This is a genomic window from Mucilaginibacter gossypiicola, from assembly GCF_900110105.1.
Taxonomy (GTDB): Bacteria; Bacteroidota; Bacteroidia; order Sphingobacteriales; family Sphingobacteriaceae; genus Mucilaginibacter; species Mucilaginibacter gossypiicola.
On sequence record NZ_FOCL01000001.1, the window covers coordinates 236,927 to 258,610 of the forward strand.

General features: G+C 40.1%; 11 protein-coding genes. 8 read left to right on the forward strand and 3 right to left on the reverse strand.

Going from position 1 to position 21,684, the window contains the following annotated elements; translation table 11 throughout:
• The first annotated feature begins 127 nt into the window (after positions 1 to 127).
• A complete protein-coding gene (locus tag BMX50_RS00855; protein ID WP_091206316.1) occupies positions 128 to 1,864 on the forward strand; it encodes a phospho-sugar mutase in 1,737 nt (578 codons plus the stop codon).
• An 83-nt stretch (positions 1,865 to 1,947) separates the two neighbouring features.
• On the opposite strand, the gene BMX50_RS00860 is transcribed toward BMX50_RS00855, so the two are convergent.
• On the reverse strand, positions 1,948 to 2,382 hold the full coding sequence (locus BMX50_RS00860) for an RNA recognition motif domain-containing protein (RefSeq protein ID WP_091206318.1): 435 nt from the start codon (positions 2,380 to 2,382) through the stop codon (positions 1,948 to 1,950).
• 173 nt (positions 2,383 to 2,555) lie between these two features.
• Positions 2,556 to 3,152, reverse strand: a complete 597-nt coding sequence (locus tag BMX50_RS00865; RefSeq protein ID WP_091206321.1) for a hypothetical protein — start codon at positions 3,150 to 3,152, stop codon at positions 2,556 to 2,558.
• Between the two features lie 481 nt (positions 3,153 to 3,633).
• On the opposite strand from BMX50_RS00865, the gene BMX50_RS00870 reads away from it, so the two are divergent.
• The 5 genes from BMX50_RS00870 to BMX50_RS00890 all read left to right on the forward strand — a co-directional run bounded on the left by BMX50_RS00870 (position 3,634) and on the right by BMX50_RS00890 (position 16,997).
• Complete coding sequence (locus tag BMX50_RS00870) at positions 3,634 to 5,244, forward strand: DUF6377 domain-containing protein (protein ID WP_143065055.1); 1,611 nt, start codon at positions 3,634 to 3,636, stop codon at positions 5,242 to 5,244.
• Positions 5,245 to 5,756: 512 nt separating this feature from the next.
• Positions 5,757 to 8,738, forward strand: coding sequence for a SusC/RagA family TonB-linked outer membrane protein (locus BMX50_RS00875; RefSeq protein WP_091206326.1), 2,982 nt, complete (start codon positions 5,757 to 5,759; stop codon positions 8,736 to 8,738).
• 10 nt (positions 8,739 to 8,748) lie between these two features.
• Complete coding sequence (locus tag BMX50_RS00880) at positions 8,749 to 10,296, forward strand: RagB/SusD family nutrient uptake outer membrane protein (RefSeq protein WP_091206329.1); 1,548 nt, start codon at positions 8,749 to 8,751, stop codon at positions 10,294 to 10,296.
• A 70-nt stretch (positions 10,297 to 10,366) separates the two neighbouring features.
• Positions 10,367 to 13,669 (forward strand): VCBS repeat-containing protein, encoded by a 3,303-nt coding sequence (locus BMX50_RS00885; protein ID WP_091206333.1) that lies wholly within the window; start codon positions 10,367 to 10,369, stop codon positions 13,667 to 13,669.
• Positions 13,656 to 16,997, forward strand: a complete 3,342-nt coding sequence (locus BMX50_RS00890) for an FG-GAP repeat domain-containing protein (RefSeq protein WP_167667777.1) — start codon at positions 13,656 to 13,658, stop codon at positions 16,995 to 16,997. Before BMX50_RS00885 ends, BMX50_RS00890 begins: the two co-directional genes overlap by 14 nt.
• Position 16,998: 1 nt before the next feature.
• Here the strand turns inward: BMX50_RS00890 and BMX50_RS00895 are convergent, their stop codons facing one another.
• Positions 16,999 to 17,919, reverse strand: coding sequence for a GyrI-like domain-containing protein (locus BMX50_RS00895; RefSeq protein WP_143065056.1), 921 nt, complete (start codon positions 17,917 to 17,919; stop codon positions 16,999 to 17,001).
• Between the two features lie 240 nt (positions 17,920 to 18,159).
• On the opposite strand from BMX50_RS00895, the gene BMX50_RS00900 reads away from it, so the two are divergent.
• Positions 18,160 to 19,488: a vanadium-dependent haloperoxidase gene (locus BMX50_RS00900; RefSeq protein ID WP_091206342.1), complete on the forward strand. Its 1,329-nt coding sequence runs from the start codon at positions 18,160 to 18,162 to the stop codon at positions 19,486 to 19,488.
• A 31-nt stretch (positions 19,489 to 19,519) separates the two neighbouring features.
• On the forward strand, positions 19,520 to 21,559 hold the full coding sequence (locus tag BMX50_RS00905; protein ID WP_244280797.1) for a kojibiose hydrolase: 2,040 nt from the start codon (positions 19,520 to 19,522) through the stop codon (positions 21,557 to 21,559).
• Positions 21,560 to 21,684: the final 125 nt, after the last annotated feature.

Below are 21,684 nucleotides of genomic sequence, written 5' to 3' on the forward strand. Positions count from 1 at the left end.
AAACTTATTCAATTTTGGGCTGGCATATTTAAAAAGATGATTTAACTTTAAGGCGTTCGGTTTTGGCTATTTATTGCCATATTTACGTCAAAACCGAACCGGATAAATAGAAAACATACAACCACTTATGCAGGAATTAGACCCCACCATTCTTCAGAAAGCAAATTCATGGCTTCAAGGAAATTATGATGCTGATATTAAGCAGGAAATTCAAAAGTTAATTGACGAGAAGGCTTATACCGAACTGACAGATTCATTTTATCGCGATCTGGAATTTGGTACAGGAGGCCTTCGCGGTACTATGGGGCCGGGTTCAAACCGTATCAATAAATATACGATAGGTGCGGCCACACAGGGTTTAGCTAATTACCTGAAAAAAACATACCCGGGCGAAAAGATCAAAGTTGCTATTGCTCACGACAGCCGTAATAATGCCGATTTCTTTTCGACCATTACAGCAGAGGTTTTTTCGGCAAATGATATTTACGTTTACTTTTTTAAAGCACTTCGTCCTACTCCTGAGTTGTCATTTGCCGTACGTCAGTTAGGTTGCAAAAGTGGTGTAATGCTTACTGCATCACATAACCCTAAAGAGTACAATGGTTATAAAGCTTACGGTGCCGACGGCGGACAATTTGTTGCACCGCATGACAAGGCTGTAATGGATGAGGTTGCAGCCATCAGCAGTATTGATGACATTAAATTTAATCGTGTTGACGCGAATATTGAAGAAATAGGAGAAGAGATAGATGAGCTTTACCTGAGCAAGATCACCGAGCTTTCTGTTTCACCAGATGCAATTGCGCGTCAAAAAGATCTTAAAATAGTTTATTCGCCTATTCATGGTACAGGTATTACGTTAGTTCCGCAAGCCTTAAAAAGGTTTGGTTTTGAAAACGTGATCCTGGTTGATGAACAAATTACACCTGATGGCAACTTCCCTACAGTAGTTTATCCTAACCCGGAAGAAAAAGAAGCATTAACACTTGCGCTTAAAAAAGCCCAGGATACTGATGCTGACCTGGTGTTAGCTACTGATCCTGATGCCGATCGTGTAGGTATTGCCGTAAAGAATACTGATGGTGAGTTTGTGCTCCTTAATGGAAACCAAACTGGCGCCATGCTCATTAATTATTTATTAACTGCATGGGAAGAAAAAGGTAAGCTTACCGGTAAAGAGTACATTGTTAAAACTATTGTTACCACAAACCTCATCGAGCGTATTGCCGAAGCTAAAAATGTTACTTACTATAACACCTTAACCGGCTTTAAATATATTGGTGAGCTGATGACCCATTTTGAAGGTAAACAAACCTTTATTGGCGGCGGCGAAGAAAGCTATGGTTATTTGATAGGCGAACTGGTAAGGGATAAAGATGCTGTTATTTCAAGCACGTTCATTGCCGAAATGACTGCTTATTATAAGGATAAAGGCAGCAGCTTGTTCGAAGCTTTGATTGATACTTATGTACAATATGGCTTTTACAAAGAAAAATTGATCTCTTTAACCAAAAAAGGTAAAACCGGTGCCGAAGAGATCAAGGAAATGATGGAAAAATTCCGTACAAACCCTCCGGCTACTTTAGGTGGCTCAAAAGTAATTACGCTTAAAGATTACGAAAAACGTATCGAAACTGATTTGGTAGCTAATACTTCTAAACCGATTGAATTGCCAACATCTGATGTTTTGCAATTTATTACTGAAGACGGAAGCATCATTTCGGCGCGTCCTTCGGGCACCGAGCCTAAAATCAAGTTTTATTGCAGCGTGAACGGCAAACTTGCCAGTAAGGAAGCTTACAACGAAACAGATAAACAGCTCGACGCTAAAATTGCCTCAATTATGCAGGACCTTGGCGTTTAATGCTGACAAATAAGACTCCATAAAAAATCCCGGCCGATTAATAATTGGCCGGGATTTTTTATATGTAATTTATCGTACCGTTGTTACATCGTTTTTCTTGGGCGCCTTGGTCTGTCACCTGCAGGCGATTGCTCACTATTGCTGCGGTAACCGCCCTGGCTACTATTACTATTGCTATTGTAGCTTCGGGTATTGTTGGGCCTGCTATTATTGCTGTTACGGTTATTGTTGTTGCCATAACCGAATGACTTGCGTGGTGGCGGGGTTTTCTTAACAAAGTCGTCGTTTATTTTTACGCTTAATACGCGATCGGCAATGGGGGTACCATCTAAGGCAATCACTGCGTTTTCAGCTCCTGTACGATCCTTCATTTCAAGAAAAGCATATCCCTTGCATATTCTTGTTTTTTTATCGCGTACAATTTTAATCGTTTCCACATCGCCATGCGGACCTATCATTTTAACAAGTTCCAGCTCTGTCATCTCCAGAGGAAAGCCGCCTACAAATAATTTGACCATTTATAAATTGAGATTAAAGATGATAGATAACCACCGTATACAAATTTCGTTTGATTTTTTTTAAATAAAGGATGTTTTCACGTTAAAACCAAAGTTTATTTTAATAATTCCGTCTTTGCGGTCGCAAATGATATAAAAGGGGCATTTTGTGCCCCCTTGTTGGTGTAAAGGAATCAATACAAAACGGAGAACGACTGGTATGCATCCTTGAGGATGACAGCCGGTTTGTTTGCTGCTATTTCATTTTCGAGGTGTTTACTGCTAAATATTGCTACTCCCATCTCGGTTTTTACCTGGTATCTTAATGATAGGTTCAGTGCACTTGTATCCCAGTTGTAAATGTCGGCGTAATTATTGGGGCGTCCGGTAAATGGCCCATATGCTTTTAAGAAATCGCTGAGTATTTTGTAGGCATCGCCCATCTTAAAAAAGAGATAAATATTTACTATTTTATTTTTATAGGTGCGGAAACCTATGGCATCTAATGACAAACTATCTCCCAACACTAACAAACTACTGTCTTTATATTGATAACGCACACAACTATCGGCATCAGGCCTGTCGTCGTTGTCCAAATAAGAAAGTTTATGAGAAGGAATTTGGGCCACATCTTCACCAAGTGTTAATCCGTTAATCCCGTTACAAAATTTTAGATACTCTACAGATCCTGGTGTTTTGAACTGGGAGTAAACTAGTGATGGTAAAAGGCAGGCTACTACAATCAAAAGCGTTTTAATTGCGTTTTTTGATAATTGATAATATGCTTTCATAATACGTCAGGGTTTTACAATAGCCAACAACCCAGATGCCATGCCAGTATTAAATTGGGCTTTAATTAACTTTTATTTAATTTTTAAAAGTTTTGATTTTATATAGAGTAATTTATTGCAATAATATTAATTGAATGTTTCTGTGCTGTATGGAAAACGATGCATCTGTTTGTATTGGTGTCTTGTTTTGTTAATTATAAATTAAATTTATTTAATGCATGAGGGCACGTAACGACAGTTCTTTTGAACGTTCGATGGTACAATTACTTTTGATTAAAAAACAAACTAAAACGCATTAGCAATGCTTCAAATCCATATATTTGAGAAGATAAACCGGGGACAATTGTGCAATTGTCCTTAAAATGATAGCCTGTTAGTTGCCGTTTTAATTAGATTATTGAGTATTTGATCTGCTGAATTAATGTGTTTGATTAAATGCCATGTAACAAGCTGCATATTACTAAAAACCTTTAAAACAAAAATGAAATATATCTTCTGCCTGCTTTGTTTATTAATTAGTCTTTCGGCAAATGCGTTAACTGATACCAACCCTTTACTCGAAGAACTAAAAAATGAAATAGCAAAGAAAAATGTATACGATGGCGCTAAGGAGGTGAGGATTCAAAAATTAAAGGTATACCAGTCAAAACTTTCACAAACAAATTATGATGCCCGGTTTGATACCTGGGATAAGCTTTATACCGAATATAAATCGTACCAATTTGATTCGGCCTATGTTTATGTAGATAAAATGATATCGCTGAGCAGGGCAACCGGGAATAAAAAGCGGGAATATTATAGTTATGTTAAGATGGCTTTTATTCTCCTTTCGTCGGGGATGTTTAACGAAACCTTTGATTATTTACATAAAGTAGATGTAAAGGCATTGAGCGATGCCGATAAAGTTGATTATTATTTTTTTTTAGGAAGATGCAATTATGATCTGGCAAATTACAGTAATGATAAATATTTCAGCCCCGATTACGTCTCTGCGGGCAACAGGTATATAGATTCTGCTGTTTCTTTTTGTGGAAATGACCATATAATGCATACCTATCTGCTTGCTTTGCAAAACTACCAGACAAAAGATTATAAAGAAGGCCGGATAAGGTTCAGGAAGTTATTGGAGCGGGATATGCCAATTTCCATGCACATGCGTGCAATGGTATCATGCTCGTTAGGTGCTATTTGCCTTGAAGATAATGAACCGGACGAGGGGCTTAACTTAATGATAAGGTCGGCAATTGCTGATATAAAATCATCAACGCGGGAGAATGTGGCACTTTTTAGGGTTGCTGAGATATTATATAGGCATGGAAGCATAAAGGATGCATACAGTTTTGTTCAGTTGGCTAAAGCCGATGCCGATTTTTATGGGGCCCGCCAGCGTAAAATACAAATAGGAGCAATTTTACCTTTAATAGCAGCTGCCGAACTTAATAATACCGAACATCAAAGAAATCGTTTCCTGGTATTCCTGTTAGTTATTACAGCACTTGCGTTGCTGGTGGTTTTTTTCCTGGTGATGATCATTAAGCAATTAAAAAAGCTGAAGATTAAAGAAGCGATAATCGAGGGGAAAAACGTTCAGTTAAACCACATCAACGGCAAGTTGATTGAAGATGCAAAAATTAAAGAAGAGTATATTGGTCAATTTTTTAAAGCCATATCAGGGTACATAGTCAAGCTCGAAAACTTGAAGATTTCTATCGATGCCAAGCTTTCCATGAAAAAGTATGATGCCATACATACATTTGTAGATGGCATAGACATTAAAAAGGAAAGAGAAAACCTATACTATAGTTTTGACCATATCTTTTTAAAGATCTTCCCCAATTTTATTACTGTATTTAACAGTCTTTTTGCCGAAAAAGATCAGATCTGGCCTGATGAAGATGAAGTATTAAATACAGATCTCCGCATATTTGCCCTTATCAGAATGGGTATTGCCGATAATGAAACAATTGCCAAAATACTGGAGTATTCAGTTAATACAATTTACGTTTATAAAATGCGGATCAAGGCAAAATCATTGCACCCTGATCAGTTTGAACAACGTATTATGGATATCAAGGCTTTTGATTACGATTGACTTTTTAGGAGAAAACATGAACTAAAAACCCTGTAAGATTGTTGAACTTTACAGGGTTTTTAGTATAAAAAGTATCATAAATGATTAAAAAAACATTATATTTTTCTTGTTGTTTTTTTATATAACTAATTGACTTGTAGTTTTTTAAATAAAAAAAACATCGAAAAAGTTTATAAAAATTATTAAAATATACCGTTTTTCCTTTGCTAACCGTTGTGAACCTCTTTCTGAATTTATTTATAATTAAATTGCAGTAGATTTTAATCTGTAATAATTGTAAACCATTACATTTTTAAACGGCCAGTTATTGTTTACCTTATCCTGTTGCCTGCCCATTAGTTGGTGAGGGGAGATGTTTTTGATAGCATTTGTGTATATGCTTTGAGGATATTATTTGTTATAATAATCGCAAACTATATCCGCATAACTTCGTATAAAATGTGGGGGTCTCTCTTTTGCACTTTAAAAACTAAACCCAAACAACAACCAATTTCAACTAAATCTCAAATTTTATGCAAATTAAACATTTACTCAACGTATGTTTCTTTGCTGTTTTTCTCTTTTTGATGGAGCCTGCTATGGCCCAGAATAAGGTGATAACCGGTAAAGTAACTGACAAAAAGGATGGCTCTCCTTTGATAGGAGTATCGGTAGTAACAGCCGTTGGAGCTTCAGGCGGGGCTATCACTACAGCAGACGGATCTTATCGTATATCGGTACCCTCAACTGCCAAAAGCCTTACATTTACATATGTAGGATATTCAAATCTTACAGTTCCTATCAATGGGCAATCGCAAATTAATGTGAGCATGGAGTCGGCCAGTAAGGCCCTTAATGAAGTAGTTGTGGTAGGTTACGGTACCCAGAGGGTAAAAGACGCCACAGGATCGGTAGCTTCGTTAAGCACCAAGGATTTCAATAAAGGGCAAATCGCAACTCCGGATCAGTTACTTCAGGGCCGTATTGCAGGTGTAACAGTTACGCCTGGCAGTGGTGAGCCCGGAAGCGGTGCTTCGATAAATATCAGGGGTACAGGCTCAATAAGGGCCGGGAATGACCCTTTATATGTAATTGATGGTGTGCCGGTATCTAATGATTCGTATGCCGCCTCAAGTGCAGCAAGCCCTATCGGGATGTCATCTGCGCGTAACCCGCTTTCTTTTCTTAACCCTGCTGATATCGAAAATATTTCGGTATTGAAAGACGCTTCTGCATCTGCCATTTATGGTTCAAGAGGAGCCAACGGTGTTGTGTTGATCACAACAAGAAAAGGCAGAAAGGGGCAGGGTATACAATTTTCTGAAAATACTTCATATTCAACAGCCGCAAACCGTTATAAACTGCTCAGTGCTTCACAATTTCTTCAGGCTGTTGCTGCAACCGGTGCTGATGCTGATGCTATTAATAAGGGTGCAAATACCAACTGGCAAGATCAGATATTAAGAAAAGTGTTTTCCCAAAATTTTAATTTAGGCTTTGGCGGTGCAACCGGCGGTTTTGTTTATCGTGTATCCGGAAGCTATGATGATCAAAATGGTATTATCAAAAAGTCGGGATTAAAACGCGGCACCGTAAGGATCAATGCTACCCAGTCTTTATATAAAGATGTTGTAAAGCTTGATCTTAACGTGCTGGGATCAAATGTAAAAAACGTTTATGCGCCTATTACCAATAACGCGGGTTTCCAGGGGAGCCTAATCGGCGCCACTATTGGCCTAAATCCAACTTACCCGGTAAAAAACCCCGATGGTACTTATTACTATGATGGCAGTAGCCTTAACCCGGTGGATATGCTCAACAATACCTGGGATAGGGACAACGTAGACCGCGTTTTAGCCAATTTAGGGCTGAGCGTTAAACTTACACGGAATTTAACTTACCGTGGTACTTACGGCAATGATTATTCACTGGCTAAACGTTATACTTTTTATGATCCAAGGATTCAGGGTTATACAAGCAGCAGTACTATCAGAGGCAAAACTACCCCGGCTATTTCAGGTACCGGTATGGGAGCCTTGCAAACCGTTAAACTTGGTAACGAAATCACTGAACAAACTTTAACTTATGATAAAAAATGGACTGATAATAGCTCATTGACAATATTGGGCGGTTATTCATACCAGGTATTTAACAACAAAAGTTTCAATGATATCAGATATAAAACGTCACAAGCTAATGTGCTGGTGAAAAATATAAATGATTTTCAAAATCCATTTCCTGTATTCGGTGATACATCCCGCTCAAAGTTACAATCATACTATGCCCGTATAAATTATTCATTTAAAGATAGATATCTGTTAACTGCAACAGTACGTACAGATGGCTCTTCTAAGTTTGGTAAAAACAATCATTATGCTACTTTCCCGGCCTTAGCTGTTAAATGGAAGATCATGAATGAGAGTTTTGCTCCAAAAGGCATCTTTGATGATTTGAGCCTGCGTTTAAATTATGGTAAAACAGGTAACCAGGAATTTCCTCCATATCAGTCACTTCCGGTATGGCAATATGATTTGGCTGGGGGCTCAAGCCAGCTTTATGCGGCTAATCCTGATCTGAAGTGGGAAACAACAACAAATTATGGTGCTGGGATCGACTTCGCCATCTTTAATAATAGGGTTACAGGTAGCATTGACTACTTCAATAAAAGCACAAAAGATTTGCTTTTCCTGAAGTACTTTGCACAACCAGCCCCGTTCCCGGCAATATGGGTTAACCTACCGGGTAATGTAGTAAATAAAGGTTTAGAGTTTGGTTTAAGCGTGGCGGCTGTTCAGGGAACTAAATTTACCTGGGATGTTAATTATAATATGACGTTTTTGAAAAACAACGTCAAAGGCTTTGAGCAACTGGTAGTGCAAACAGGTGCTATAAGCGGCCAGGGATTATCTGGTGCATTTTCCCAGGTTATTCAAAACAATTACCCATTGTTTACTTTTAAAGTTGCCCAATATAATGGCCTTGATAAAGATGGTTTCGGCATTTATCCTAACGGTATTGATGTGCAAACATTGCAGGGTAGTGCACTGCCTAAGTTTACAGCAAGCTTAACCAATAATTTCACTTATGGCAACTGGAATTTAAGCGTTTTCCTTAATGCGGTAACAGGTTTTTACATTTATGATAACACGGCAAACGCTTATTTCTATCGTGGTAGCTTGTTAACAGGTCACAATGTTTCTACTGATGTTGCATTTACTAATGAAAATCCACTTAACTCCGGGCAGGTATCTACCCGATGGCTCGAAAAAGGTGACTTTGTTCGTCTTTCAAATGTGACCCTGGGTTATACATTCCAATTGAAAAACAGTAAATTTATTAAATCCCTAAGGGCGGCACTTACTGGTCAAAACTTAGCCATTATAACCAGTTATAAAGGACTTGATCCTGAAATAAATGTTAATAAGGACATCAATAGTGTACCATCAAGGGGTATCGATTACACTGCATACCCTAAAGCACGTACATATACATTTGGTTTAACTGCAGGATTTTAAAAGTAAATAAATGAAAAAATTAATAGAAAGAACGGGTGTTGTTTGTTTGGCAGCATCGTTACTGGCAATAATGAGCTGTGCAAAACTTGATGAACAAGTTACAGGCTCAAAAGTGATAAGGGAGGGTAGTAATGGTTCTGCATCTGATTTGAAAGGGGTTTATACTCAATTAAATGGACAGTCAGACCAGGCAAATACTTATGCATTGCAAGAACACCCTACCGACGAAATGATGGGCCCAACAAGGGGTACAGACTGGGGCGATTTTGGCACATGGCGTAAATTGCATACCCATACGTGGGACGCTTTCCATAACCAGATAAGTGATACCTGGGATCAATTAAATACAGGTGTTTTCCGGGCAACCCAGGTTATAAATTCATCGCAATCGAGCGCTCAAACCAAAGCCGAAGCGAGTTTTCTGAGAGCATACTTTATGTTTCAGGTTGTTGACCTGTATGGTCAGGCACCATTCAGGGATCCGGCAGCTCCAGCAACCGATAATCCTAAAGTTTATAGTCGGAGTGCCGCAACAGATTTTATAATAAATGACCTGCGATTCGCCGAAACAAATCTTGGAGCCTCCGCGTCCGCCGGTATCGCAAGTAAAGCTTCTGCCGAAGCGCTGTTGGCCAAAGTGTACCTTAATAAAGCTGTATATAAGGCTACTACCGTTGGGGGGCCATTTACTTTTGCTAAAACAGATATGGATAGCGTTATAGTATTTGCTAACCGGGTTGCCGATGCAGGTTACCAATTGGAGCCTGCAGGTAAATATTTCCAGGAGTTTGCCTGGGATAATAGCGATAAGTCAAAAGGTATCATATTCGGTATAATCAACACCTCCACAAATGCGCCGGCCAATACCCACAATCGCTGGAGAATGGGTATGCACTATAATCAATCACCAAGTGGATGGAACGGTTTTACAACCCTTGCCGACTTTTACAATGCATTTGATCCAAAAGATGAAAGGCGTGGCGGTTCGTATCCAGAACTTACCGACCGTAACGGATTAAACACAGGTTTCCTGGTTGGGCAGCAATATGGCCCGGGCCACGTTGCCCTTAAACAACGTGGCGGCTCTCCGCTTGTTTTTACGCCAGACGTAAACCTCAATTATTCTACAGAGGCGCAGGGTATCCGTGTTATTAAATATTTTCCGCACCCAGCAGCAGATGGCTCTGTTAACGACGACTTCGCTACAAACACTTATATCTTTTTACGTTTTGCTGATGTTAGGTTAATGAAGGCAGAGGCAATACTTAGAGGCGGTTCTGATCCGAATGGTGAATCAGCCCTCGCTATCGTAAATGGCGTAAGGACCCCTCGCGGAGCTACTGCCCTGGCGACTTTAGATTTGAAAGCAATGCTCGCTGAACGCGGTTTCGAGTTGTATTATGAAGGCTGGAGGCGAAATGACCTGATCAGGTTTGAGAAATTTAACGATCCGGTTGATCAGCGTCCAAACAAAAGCGACAAAACCAGGACTGTGTATCCCATCCCGGCCCGTGCTGTCGACTCTAACCCTAACCTTAAACAAAACGCAGGTTATTAATAGTTGAGATTTATTTGATTGAAAGGAACGTAGCGGAAAACTCCGCTACGTTTGTTTTATCCCCGATTATATGCATCCAAAGATACCCCTGTTTCTACTTGGTTTAACCCTTACTATACTTTGCGCCTGTAATGGCGCCAATAAACAAACCCTGTTTACGCTGCAAAACAACGAAGCTATAGGTATAAACTTTGCTAACCAGCTCAATGATCAGGACCGTACAAACGTTTTTACTTTCCGTAATTATTACAATGGCGGCGGGGTAGCAATCGGTGATGTTAATAATGACGGTTTAAACGACGTTTATTTAACCTCAAACATGGGAGGAAACCAGCTTTATATCAACAAAGGGAATTGGAAATTCGAAAACGTAACTGATAAAGCTGGGGTTAAAGGTACCAAGTACTGGAGTACCGGCGCAACAATGGTTGATATTAATGGCGACGGATGGCTTGATATTTACGTTTGTCATAGTGGTAACGCGCACGGCAACGAAAAAGGGAATGAACTATTTATAAATCAACATGATGGAACGTTTAAAGAAGAGGCCCAAAAGTATGGTCTGGTAGATAATGGATTATCAACCCAGGCCATATTTTTCGACTATGATAATGACGGTGACCTTGATTGTTTTGTGCTGAATAATTCTTTCAGGCCCATAGAGTCCTTCGATTTTAGTAAAAACCTTCGTGCTGTTGTTGACGAGCTGGGCGGAGCGCGTTTGTACCGTAACGATGGCGGACACTTCACCAATGTAACTAAAGAGGCCGGTATCTATTCAAGTGATATTGGCTTTGGTTTAGGTGTTTCTGTTGCAGATATAAATCAAGATGGGTATCCCGATATTTATGTGTCTAACGATTTTTTTGAGCGTGATTATCTCTACATCAACCAAAAAAACGGGACTTTCAAAGAGGACATCCAAAATGAAACCGGTCACCTGAGCCTGGCGTCAATGGGATCGGACATTGCCGATATCAATAACGATGGGCAATATGATATTTTCACTACAGAGATGCTCCCCGAAGGTGATCAGCGGTTAAAAAAGATGACAGCGTTTGAATCCTACGACGTAATCAAAGCAAAACAACGCGACGGCTATTATAACCAATACATGCAAAACTGCCTGCAGGTAAACAACGGCGATGGCACTTTCTCTGAAACCGCCTTTTATTCGGGCGTAGCCGCTACCGACTGGAGCTGGGGCGCGCTGATGTTTGATATGGACAATGATGGCTGGAAAGATATCTTCGTATCAAACGGAATTTATAAGGACCTTACCGATCAGGATTATATCGAGTTTTTAGGCAATCGCGATAATATGGCAAAGATTGCCGAAGGCAGGAAGAAGTTTGACTATAAGGATTTTACAGACAAAATGGGTTCGTCGCCCCAGTCAAACTATGCTTATTTAAATAACCACAACCTTACATTTACTAATAAATCGGCCGATTTTGGTTTGGATAAGCCGGGCTTCAGCAATGGATCATCTTATGCTGATCTGGATAATGACGGCGATAACGATTTGGTTGTAAACAATGAAAACGCGCTGGTGTCCGTCTTTAAAAATAATGCCGAAAAAAATGGGAATCATTACATTCAGTTAAAGTTAAAAGGAGCGGGGTTAAATACTTTTGGAGTAGGCGCTACTGTCAAAGTGTTTATGAAAGGTAGTTCACTCATTTATTATAATCAACCAACCCGTGGGTTCCAAAGCTGTACATCGCCTAATTTACTTACTATTGGTACTGGTAAATACAAATCAATTGATTCGGTACAGGTGATTTGGCCAGGGAATAATTACCAGTTATTGAAAAGCGTCGCCGCAGATAAAGTTTACGTTATTAAGCAAGCTGACGCCAATTTGAAATATAACAGGACAAAGCCTCCTGTTAAACCAATGTTTGCCGATGTTACCAAATCAATATTTGATAGCATTCCGAGGCATAAAGAAGATGATTTTATCGACTTTGATAATGAACGCCTGATGCTTCAGATGTTATCGACTGAAAACCCCTACATGGCAACCGGCGATGTAAATGGCGATGGACTGACTGATTTTTACTTCGGGAGCTCAAAAAATAGTTTTGCAGCCATCTATATCCAACAAAAAGATGGGCGATTTAAACAAACCATTCCCGATGATTTTAAAAAGCAAGGGTATCTTGAAAATGCAGGCGCTGTTTTTGGCGATTTTGATGGCGACGGCGACCAGGATCTGATCATAGGAGTAGGTGGCAATGCCGATGAAGCAGAAACCCCGATTTATAATCCGCGTTTTTTTGTGAATGATGGCAAGGGCAATTTTCATCGTGATCCTGAAAGGACGTTACACGCTGCTGTTAATGCTTCGGTAATTGTTTCGGCAGATTATGACGGCGACGGCAAGCCCGACGTCTTTGTTGGCGGCAGGAGCGTGCCCGGCCTTTATGGTTGCTCGCCCCAATCATTTGTTTTTCATAATAATGGTAATGGGCATTTTACGGATGTATCCAAAGCAGTGTTAGGCAATGATACAAAACTGGGAATGGTAACAGCTGCCAAATGGGCCGATATTGACAACAATGGTTCACCCGATTTGATAGTAGCAGGTAACTGGATGGGGATCCGGATCTTCAAGAACAATAAGGGAAAGTTTACTGAAGATAAGCAACTGGCCAATTACAAAGGCTGGTGGAGCAGCCTGGAAGTTGCCGATGTAGATGGGGACGGTATACTTGATATTATTGGCGGCAACATTGGTCTTAATTCAAAATTCAGGGCGTCATTTGATCAACCGATGGAAGTTCACGTAAAGGATTTTGATAATAACGGCACTAAGGAATGTGTAACCTCCATGTACAAAAGCGATGGTGTAAACTATGTTTTTCATATGAAGCCCGATCTGGTAGGCCAGATGCCCATCCTCAAAAAACGATTCCTGCGCTATATCGACTATGCAGGCAAGCCGTTTAACGAAGTATTTACGGCAGATATGCTTGATGGCGCCGAAACACACCAGATGAACTTCCTGGCTTCGGCAGTATTCTTTAACAAAGGCGGAAAGTTTAACTGTAAACCATTGCCAGCCCATGCACAACTATCTATGGTAAATACTATTTTATGTGCCGATATTGATAATACAGGGACTAAGAAAATCATATTAGGCGGCAATTTTTATGGCTTTAAGCCCGAAGTCGGGCGGCTTGATGCTAACCATGGTCAGGTTTATCAGTACGCAAAAAATGGGTTTACTTATTTTTCGGCTGCTCAAACCGGCCTTAGTTTAAACGGCCAGGTACGCTCATCAGCAGCTATAAAAAATGCGGCAGGTAGAAATTATTACCTGTTTGGCATTAATGATGAACCGCTTAAAGCTTATGAACTTCGCTAATACCAATTTAATGCTGTCTGCCAAATATACTTTTAGATATCTTTTTATACTGTTAAGCATTGGTTTAGTGGGCTTGTTTTCCTGTAAGCCTAAAAAAAGTGGAGAGACCGTATTTAAGTTGCTTCCGGCTAATGAAACAGGAGTAACCTTCGTCAATAGAAATGTAGTATCAGATTCGGTTAATATTTTAGACTACCTGTATTTTTACAACGGGGCAGGAGTAGCCACTGCCGATTTTAACAATGATGGCCTGCCCGATCTGTATTTTGTATCAAACCAGGGGCCGAATAAACTTTATCTGAACAAAGGCGGGATGAAGTTTGAGGATATTACAGATAAAGCCGGTGTTGCCGGTACTGGTAACTGGAAAACCGGGGTAATAGTAGTTGATATCAATGGCGATGGGCTTAAGGATATTTATGTAAGTGTAGTTTCTGGTTATAAAACTTTTAAAGGGAAAAATCAGCTTTATATCAATAACGGCAACCTGACTTTTACCGAAAGTGCAGCTAAATATGGGCTCGATTTCGCGGGGCTCTCAACTCAGGTCTCTTTTTTTGATTATGATAAAGATGGCGACCTGGATATGTTCTTGCTTACTTCATCAGTACACAGCAATGATACTTACGGTGATTCTACCCAGCGGTTTAAATACAGTCATGATGCCGGCGACCACCTTTTCAGAAATGATAACGGGCATTTTACAGATGTAACAGCCGGTTCGGGTATTTATTCGGCTCCGATCGGTTATGGCTTGGGAGTAAGTATTGGAGATTTGAATAACGATGGTTGGGACGATATTTATGTAAGTAACGACTTTTTTGAGCAGGACTACTATTACGTTAACCAACATAACGGCACGTTTAAGGAGAAATTGAAAAGTGCTTTTGGCCATACCAGCCTGTTTTCGATGGGCAATACCATCAGCGATATCAATAAGGACGGGCATCTGGATGTACTCAGCACAGATATGCTTCCCGAAGAGATGAAGGTACTTCGCTCAACAATAAATGATGAATCATTGGATATTTATAATCAGGAAGTAAATGCCGGATTTTACTATCAATACTCAAAAAACTGTCTGCAACTGAACGTAGGTAATGGTAATAAGTTTGTCGACTTAAGTTTATACAGCGGTGTTTCAGCTACGGATTGGACCTGGTCGCCATTGATCCAGGACTTTGATATGGATGGCACGAAGGATATGTTCTTTTCTAACGGTATCAAACGCCGCCTCAATGATATGGATTACCTGAAATACCTTGGTGATCCTACGGTTATGCAGGCCTACAAAGAAAATCGCGTATTTGACAAGGAAAAGATCAACAAAATGCCCGAAGGAGGGGTTCACAATTACTTTTATCGCGGAGGAGATAAGTTAAAGTTTACCGATGAATCATCGGCTAACGATATGAACCAAGCATCGATATCCGCGGGCGCCGTAGCTGTTGATCTGGACAATGACGGCGATCTTGATATGGTAACCAATAACATGGATGAGCCGGCTTTTATCTATAAAAATACAACAATTGAAAGCCATAAAGAAAACAAGCCTTCTTATCTTAACTATGCCGTAAAGTATAACCCTTTGAATCGTGATGGTATCGGTACCAAATTTTTCCTGAAATCAAAAAAACATATCGATCACCAGGAAATACAAACCAGTAACGCTTATGAGAGCAATTTAAACAATGAACTGCTATTCACATTTGCTCCGGATGATAAACCGGAATCGCTATTGGTAGTATGGCCGGACAATAGCTATCAGGTGATCAAAGATTTTAAGCCCGGACAGAAGATGATTATAAGTTATAATGCACAGATAGTTGACAGGAAACCAGTAGCCGGGGTTATAGATGGCTTCATTAGCGATAAAAAACAGTTCGATTATAAGTCTGTGCAATCAAAACTTTTGGCCACAGTTAAAACGTTTGATACACCAGATTTTAACTACTACTCACTTTTACCGCATACCTATTTGCAACATACACCTGCAGTTGCTGTAGCCGATGTGAATAATGACGGCATGGACGATATTTATGTAGGGGGCATAGCAGATGAGGAAAAGTACATACTTGCGGGCAATAAATCTGGCGGCTTCAACAAAATAAGGGTGCCATTATTTGATCAAGACAAGAATACCGCCGATGAACAGGCTGTATGGGCGGATGTAAATAATGACAGCAAACCTGATTTGATTGTGATCAGCGCTAATCATCCGTTTTTGGAAACAGAAAAGTTGGTTCAGCCACGGTTATATTTAAATAAAGGCAATTTTCAGTTTGAATATAAGCCGCTACCAAAAATTAATTACCAGGCATCAAAAATTACCTCGTTTGATTTTAACGGGGACGGCTTGAACGATATTTTATTAACAAGTGCCGTTTCATTTAAAGACTATACTGCTGTTGTTCCTTCTGCAATTTTAATTAATAAAGGCAACGGAATATTTGAAATAAGCCATGATAAAGCATTTGATGAAATTACTAACCTGCAGTACGTTACCAGTATAACTACAAGCGACATTGACAATAACGGCAAACCAGATCTGTTGATTACGGCCGAGTGGCAACCTGTTTATATCTTCCTAAACGACGGAAAAAAACTGAAGCGCTTTTCGTCGCAGATTTTAGATAAGGAAAAAGGCTGGTGGCAATCGGCAATGATAACTGATGTTGATGGCGATGGTAAGGCCGACCTCATTGCGGGTAACTGGGGTTTAAACAATAAGTATAACGTTACGCCCGACCAACCCTTGTTTGCCTATAATACTGATCTGGATAAAGACGGAAAAAACGACTTGATCCTATCGTACTTTTATAAAGATTTGTATTATCCATTCCGTCCCAAAAATGACTTGGAACAGGAGTTGCCATACCTTAAAAAAGAATGGCTTAGCTATCAAAAAATGGCCGACAAAACCACTTCCGAAATATTCAAAGACAAATTGGACGATACTAAGCGCCTAAGCGTAAATCAGTTTAACAGTATTTTTGTAAGTGACGTATTGCATACGGCCTCCGTTAGGCCGCTACCTTATTTGTACCAGCAAGCCCCAATTAAATCAATACTAAAAGATGATGGTGGCAATATGTTACTTAATGGAAACTTTTGGGGAGTGGTACCTTATGAAGGCAAGTACGATGCGCTTGGCTTAGTGACACTTCGTTATAATAAAAATAACGGGGTATTTGAAAATCCGGCTTACCTGGTAAATTCTTCATTCAATTTCCAGGAGCTTAGTAATGTAACACCACTTAAAACCGTTAATTTAAATAGCTATTTGATAGTTACTTATGATGGCAGGCTGATGTTGGTAAACCAATAGATTAAAAAATGGGATAATATACTTTTGTTATCCATTTAGCAGTGTCTTTTTCGGCAGAGCGGTCTGTTATTAGCGATTCGAATGGCATTGCCGGAGATACCAGACGGTGGTCTTTCAAATATATTTTCATCTGCGCCAAAGCATCCTTTACAGTACTTGATCCGCCTTTTACATCGGCTACTAACAAGTTAGCTCCTCCGGGTATATATTTTATAGCTGTGGTTGCTGATGGAACTACTTTCTTATTGATCGGGATGGCAATAGTTACCTGGTATTGTTTTTCATTGATCATTGTTATGTTCATCATTGGGCAATTAGTTTCCTTTACCCCTTTATCATTTGCTTGTTTCTTTAGATCGCCAATTGTGGTGTAAATATCAGAAATTGAAGGAAAGGTATTTGATAGTTTGGTTGAGGTAATTAAAACGGTGTCTTGCGCTGCTTTTAAATATATTTTGTAACCATAGGCATTTTTTTCATCCTCTAAAAAATACTTTAGATGTTTTGAAATCGCCGTTATTTGTTTTTCAATCCCGGATAATTTGAAGTTGTCAATTACGGGAGGAATGCTTCCTGCGCCATTTTTTTTGATGACGCTCCAGGTAATTTTAACTTCACCTTCATTGATCAGCAGGTAATTAACTGTACAGTTAAGGTTCAATTTGCCTCTTCGAAGCGTAAGTTGGGCGCCGCTATTGATTAGTTTATCGATAGTGAAATCAATATCGTTGTAGCGATAACGTGTGGCACTTATTTTAGTTCCGGGCCACCATTTATCCCAATTGTTTTGATTAGTTAAAAATTTTGAAGTAACAGCATCTGAGGCCTCAATAGTTATATCATAATTGAATTTTATTTTGGATGGGATAAAACAGAAAACGACAACTATCAATAATAAAATAATAAGAACTTTCTTCTTCATGGGTTTATAAAACACGGATATAAGGGATGATAAATTTAATGATATTGTATCATTTGTAATGTATTTGGATGCCAAAAAATACATTTTTGTGAACATGAAAAAAGTGCATGTTTCATAAAAAAACAAACACAATTACGCGCTTCTGTTAGAAAAAAAAGCTTATATTGGCTGTTGAGCAATTAAAAAAGCTGATAGCATTCTCCCTATAGATATGCCTGGCTTTTAACCTATTTATAACTTATGAGATACTTTTTACTTTGCCTTGCCGGAGGGTTATTTTTGTTTGCATCCTGTAAAAAAGCCGATTATAAAAAAGTAATCCACGATCCCGAACTTTACCGCCAAACCGTTAAAAAGTTAAATGACATCGTACTTGAAAATAACTTTCCGCCTGTAACAGCTTCCCGTAATTATGTATACGCCAATATCGCTGCATATGAAGTTATTGCTTCCGGCGATCCGGAACATTTTAAATCCTTATCCGGGCAAATAAAACACCTTCCTGCCGTACCTAAAGCACCAAAAGATACTGCTGTTGATTATCAGTTTGCCTCACTGCTTGCCTTTTGTACCGTTGGCAACGCAGTAACATTTCCTGAAGGAAGTATGGATCAATATGTTGACGAACTTAAAAAGAAAGCTAAAGATGCAGGTATGCCGTCGGATTTGTTTGAAGGCTCTGTAAATTATGCCGGTAAAGTGGCTAAATTTATATTGAAGTGGAGCAAAGGCGATCACTATGCACAAACACGTTCGGCAAGTAAATATACTGTGAAACAGCAGGATGGCCGCTGGATCCCAACTCCGCCTATGTATGCTCAGGCCCTTGAGGCACATTGGGGCGAGATCAGGCCGATGGTGCTGGATTCAACAGCTCAGTTTATCCCACCCAATCCGCCGGTGTTTAATGTTAAAGATCACAATAGCCCTTTTTATAAGCAAGCCCTTGAGGTTAAACAAATAGTTGACAGTTTAACCAAAGAAGAAAAACATCAGGCCGATTTTTGGGATGACAATGCTTTTAAACTCAATGTGGTTGGCCATGCGTCGTTTGCAACCAAAAAGTTTTCGCCGGGAGGGCATTGGATGAATATAACCGCTATAGGCACACGTGGCAAAAAGTTTGATTTTGGTACTACAGTTAGCGTTTATACCGAAACCTCAATTGCACTGTTCGATGGCTTTATCAATTGCTGGTATCTTAAATATCGTTCAAATTATGTAAGGCCTGAAACTATAATTACCAAGTATATTGATGCCGATTGGCGTCCTTATATCCAAACACCGCCATTCCCTGAGTACAGCAGCGGTCACGCCGTGATTTCTTCAGCGGCTGCAGAAGTGCTTACCGATCGTATTGGTGATGATTTTGCTTATACAGATTCATCAGAAATGGAGTTCGGAATTGCCCCGCTATCTTTTAAGTCATTTCGCGAGGCAGCAAAATCAGCCTCTATGTCAAGGGTAATGGGGGGGATTCATTTTAAGAATGCCTGTATCATAGGTACTAAACAAGGAGCTGAAATAGGACAGCTGGTTATAAAAAAATTACAATTGAAAGTTAAGTAGCATTTTAATTATTTAATTTAAAATACTGATTTTGAATAGGATATTTAAGTTTAGTCTGTTTGTCGCTTTACTGACACCCGTGTTGGCAGGGGCACAAAACATAGACCTTTGGAAAATTAAAGCTGACAAAATTGATCCGGCCAATTACTATGGTATTACAGTAGCTAACGGGATGATCGGGATAGTATCTGCACCCGAGCCCTTCAAGGTTAAGAACGTTGTATTGGCGGGCGCTTATGACTTGTACGGCCGGGGGCGGGTAAGTAATTTCCTGAACAGTTTTAACCTGCTTAACATGTACCTGGAAATTGATGGTAAACGCATCGATGCCAAAAACATCAGCAATTTTAAACAGGAATTGGATATGCAGCATGCAGCATTCACCACCACGTTTGATTATGCAGACAAAGCAACGATAAAATACACTTACTATTCTCTTCGTCAATTACCATTTACGGTTTTGATGGATGTTTCTGTGACAGCAAAGCAAGCTATCAGCATCACTTCGGCAAGTGTAATGGAAGCGCCCGATGCGCTTAAAGAGGTTCAGAATTACTATAATGAAATTGACCGGCCGCATGTAACCATTAGTTTACTTACTTCGACAGCAAAAAGCCCTACTGGTAAAATGCAGCTATGTGCGTCTACGTCGTTTTTATTTAGCGAACCGCATGGCCAGGAGCCCCGTATTATTCACGAAATGTGGGATAATAACATGCACCTGATGAAATTCAGCAAAGCGATAGCTGCCGGACAAACTTATAACTATGCTGTTACAGGTTCATCTATAACTTCGGCCCACCACGCCGATCCGCTGAATGAAGCAGAGCGCCTTACTATTTTTGCTAAACTGGAAGGCCGCGACAGGCTAATCAAATTTCATAATAAAGCCTGGGACGATCTATGGACAAGTGATATCCAAATTGAAGGTGACGACCAATCGCAGCAGGATATCCATAGCATGCTGTACCATTTGTACTCGTTCTCAAGAGCAGGCTCGGCTTATTCGCCCTCACCAATGGGGCTTTCGGGTTTAGGTTATAACGGTCATGTTTTTTGGGATTGCGATGTTTGGATGTATCCGGCAATGCTGGTTTTGCATCCCGAAATTGCAAAATCAATGGTTGAATATAGGTTTGAACGGTTGGACGCCGCTCGAAAAAATGCGTTTTCGCATGGTTATAAAGGGGCTATGTTTCCATGGGAAAGCGCCGACAGCGGGGTAGAGGAAACACCTATTTGGGCATTAAGCGGCCCATTTGAGCATCATATTACAGCTTGTGTGGCACTTGCTGCCTGGAATTATTATTGCGTTACCCAGGATAAGCAATGGTTGAAAGAAAAAGGCTGGCCTATACTTTCGGCAACTGCCGATTTCTGGGCAAGCCGTGTTGAACGCAACGGGGCCGGTCATTACGATATTAAAAACGTAGTTGCGGCTGATGAATGGGCCGAAAATATTGATAACAACGCATTCACCAATGCCGCCGCAAAAGCAAACCTTTTAAATGCCACAGCTGCTGCTAAAATTTTAGGAGAAAAGGCAGACGCCGATTGGGTAAATGTTGCTCAAAATATCCCTATTCTGAAGTTGGATAATGGGGTTACCCGCGAACATGCATCCTACAATGGCGAGGGGATTAAACAGGCCGATGTTAACCTGTTGGCTTATCCGCTTAAAACAATAACCGACCCAGCCCAGATAAAAAAGGATCTTGAATATTATGAAACCCGTGTACCCAACGAGGGCACCCCGGCCATGACCCAGGCCGTTTTTGCGCTGTTATATTCACGTTTAGGTAATGGAGAAAAAGCCCTGCATTTTTTTAAAGACGCTTACGAGCCTAATCTCAATCCGCCCTTCCGGGTAATTGCCGAAACTAAAGGCGGAACCAATCCATATTTTGCAACAGGAGCAGGGGGCATTATTCAAAGTTTGCTGATGGGCTTTGGTGGTTTGGATATTACACCAGCCGGTATTGTACAGGTTAAAAGCAAGCTGCCCGCTAACTGGAAATCATTAAAAATTACCGGCGTAGGAATGAATAAGGCTACTTATACGATAAAGTAAAATGAAGGTGGTCTTCGATAACTATGTCATTGCGAGCGCAGCGTGGCAATCGCATGCTTTACAGAGCCGCCATACTCCTGTGCGATTGCTTCGTCGTTCCTCCTCGCAATGACATAATTCGGGGT

What these genes read in the sequence shown, in the direction of transcription:
- BMX50_RS00870 (WP_143065055.1), top strand. Translation starts at nt 3,634, where the DNA reads ATGAAATATATCTTCTGCCTGCTTTGTTTATTAATTAGTCTTTCGGCA.
- BMX50_RS00895 (WP_143065056.1), bottom strand. Translation starts at nt 17,919, where the DNA reads ATGAAGAAGAAAGTTCTTATTATTTTATTATTGATAGTTGTCGTTTTC.
- BMX50_RS00880 (WP_091206329.1), top strand. Translation starts at nt 8,749, where the DNA reads ATGAAAAAATTAATAGAAAGAACGGGTGTTGTTTGTTTGGCAGCATCG.
- BMX50_RS00855 (WP_091206316.1), top strand. Translation starts at nt 128, where the DNA reads ATGCAGGAATTAGACCCCACCATTCTTCAGAAAGCAAATTCATGGCTT.
- BMX50_RS00865 (WP_091206321.1), bottom strand. Translation starts at nt 3,152, where the DNA reads ATGAAAGCATATTATCAATTATCAAAAAACGCAATTAAAACGCTTTTG.
- BMX50_RS00890 (WP_167667777.1), top strand. Translation starts at nt 13,656, where the DNA reads ATGAACTTCGCTAATACCAATTTAATGCTGTCTGCCAAATATACTTTT.
- BMX50_RS00875 (WP_091206326.1), top strand. Translation starts at nt 5,757, where the DNA reads ATGCAAATTAAACATTTACTCAACGTATGTTTCTTTGCTGTTTTTCTC.
- BMX50_RS00900 (WP_091206342.1), top strand. Translation starts at nt 18,160, where the DNA reads ATGAGATACTTTTTACTTTGCCTTGCCGGAGGGTTATTTTTGTTTGCA.
- BMX50_RS00885 (WP_091206333.1), top strand. Translation starts at nt 10,367, where the DNA reads ATGCATCCAAAGATACCCCTGTTTCTACTTGGTTTAACCCTTACTATA.
- BMX50_RS00860 (WP_091206318.1), bottom strand. Translation starts at nt 2,382, where the DNA reads ATGGTCAAATTATTTGTAGGCGGCTTTCCTCTGGAGATGACAGAGCTG.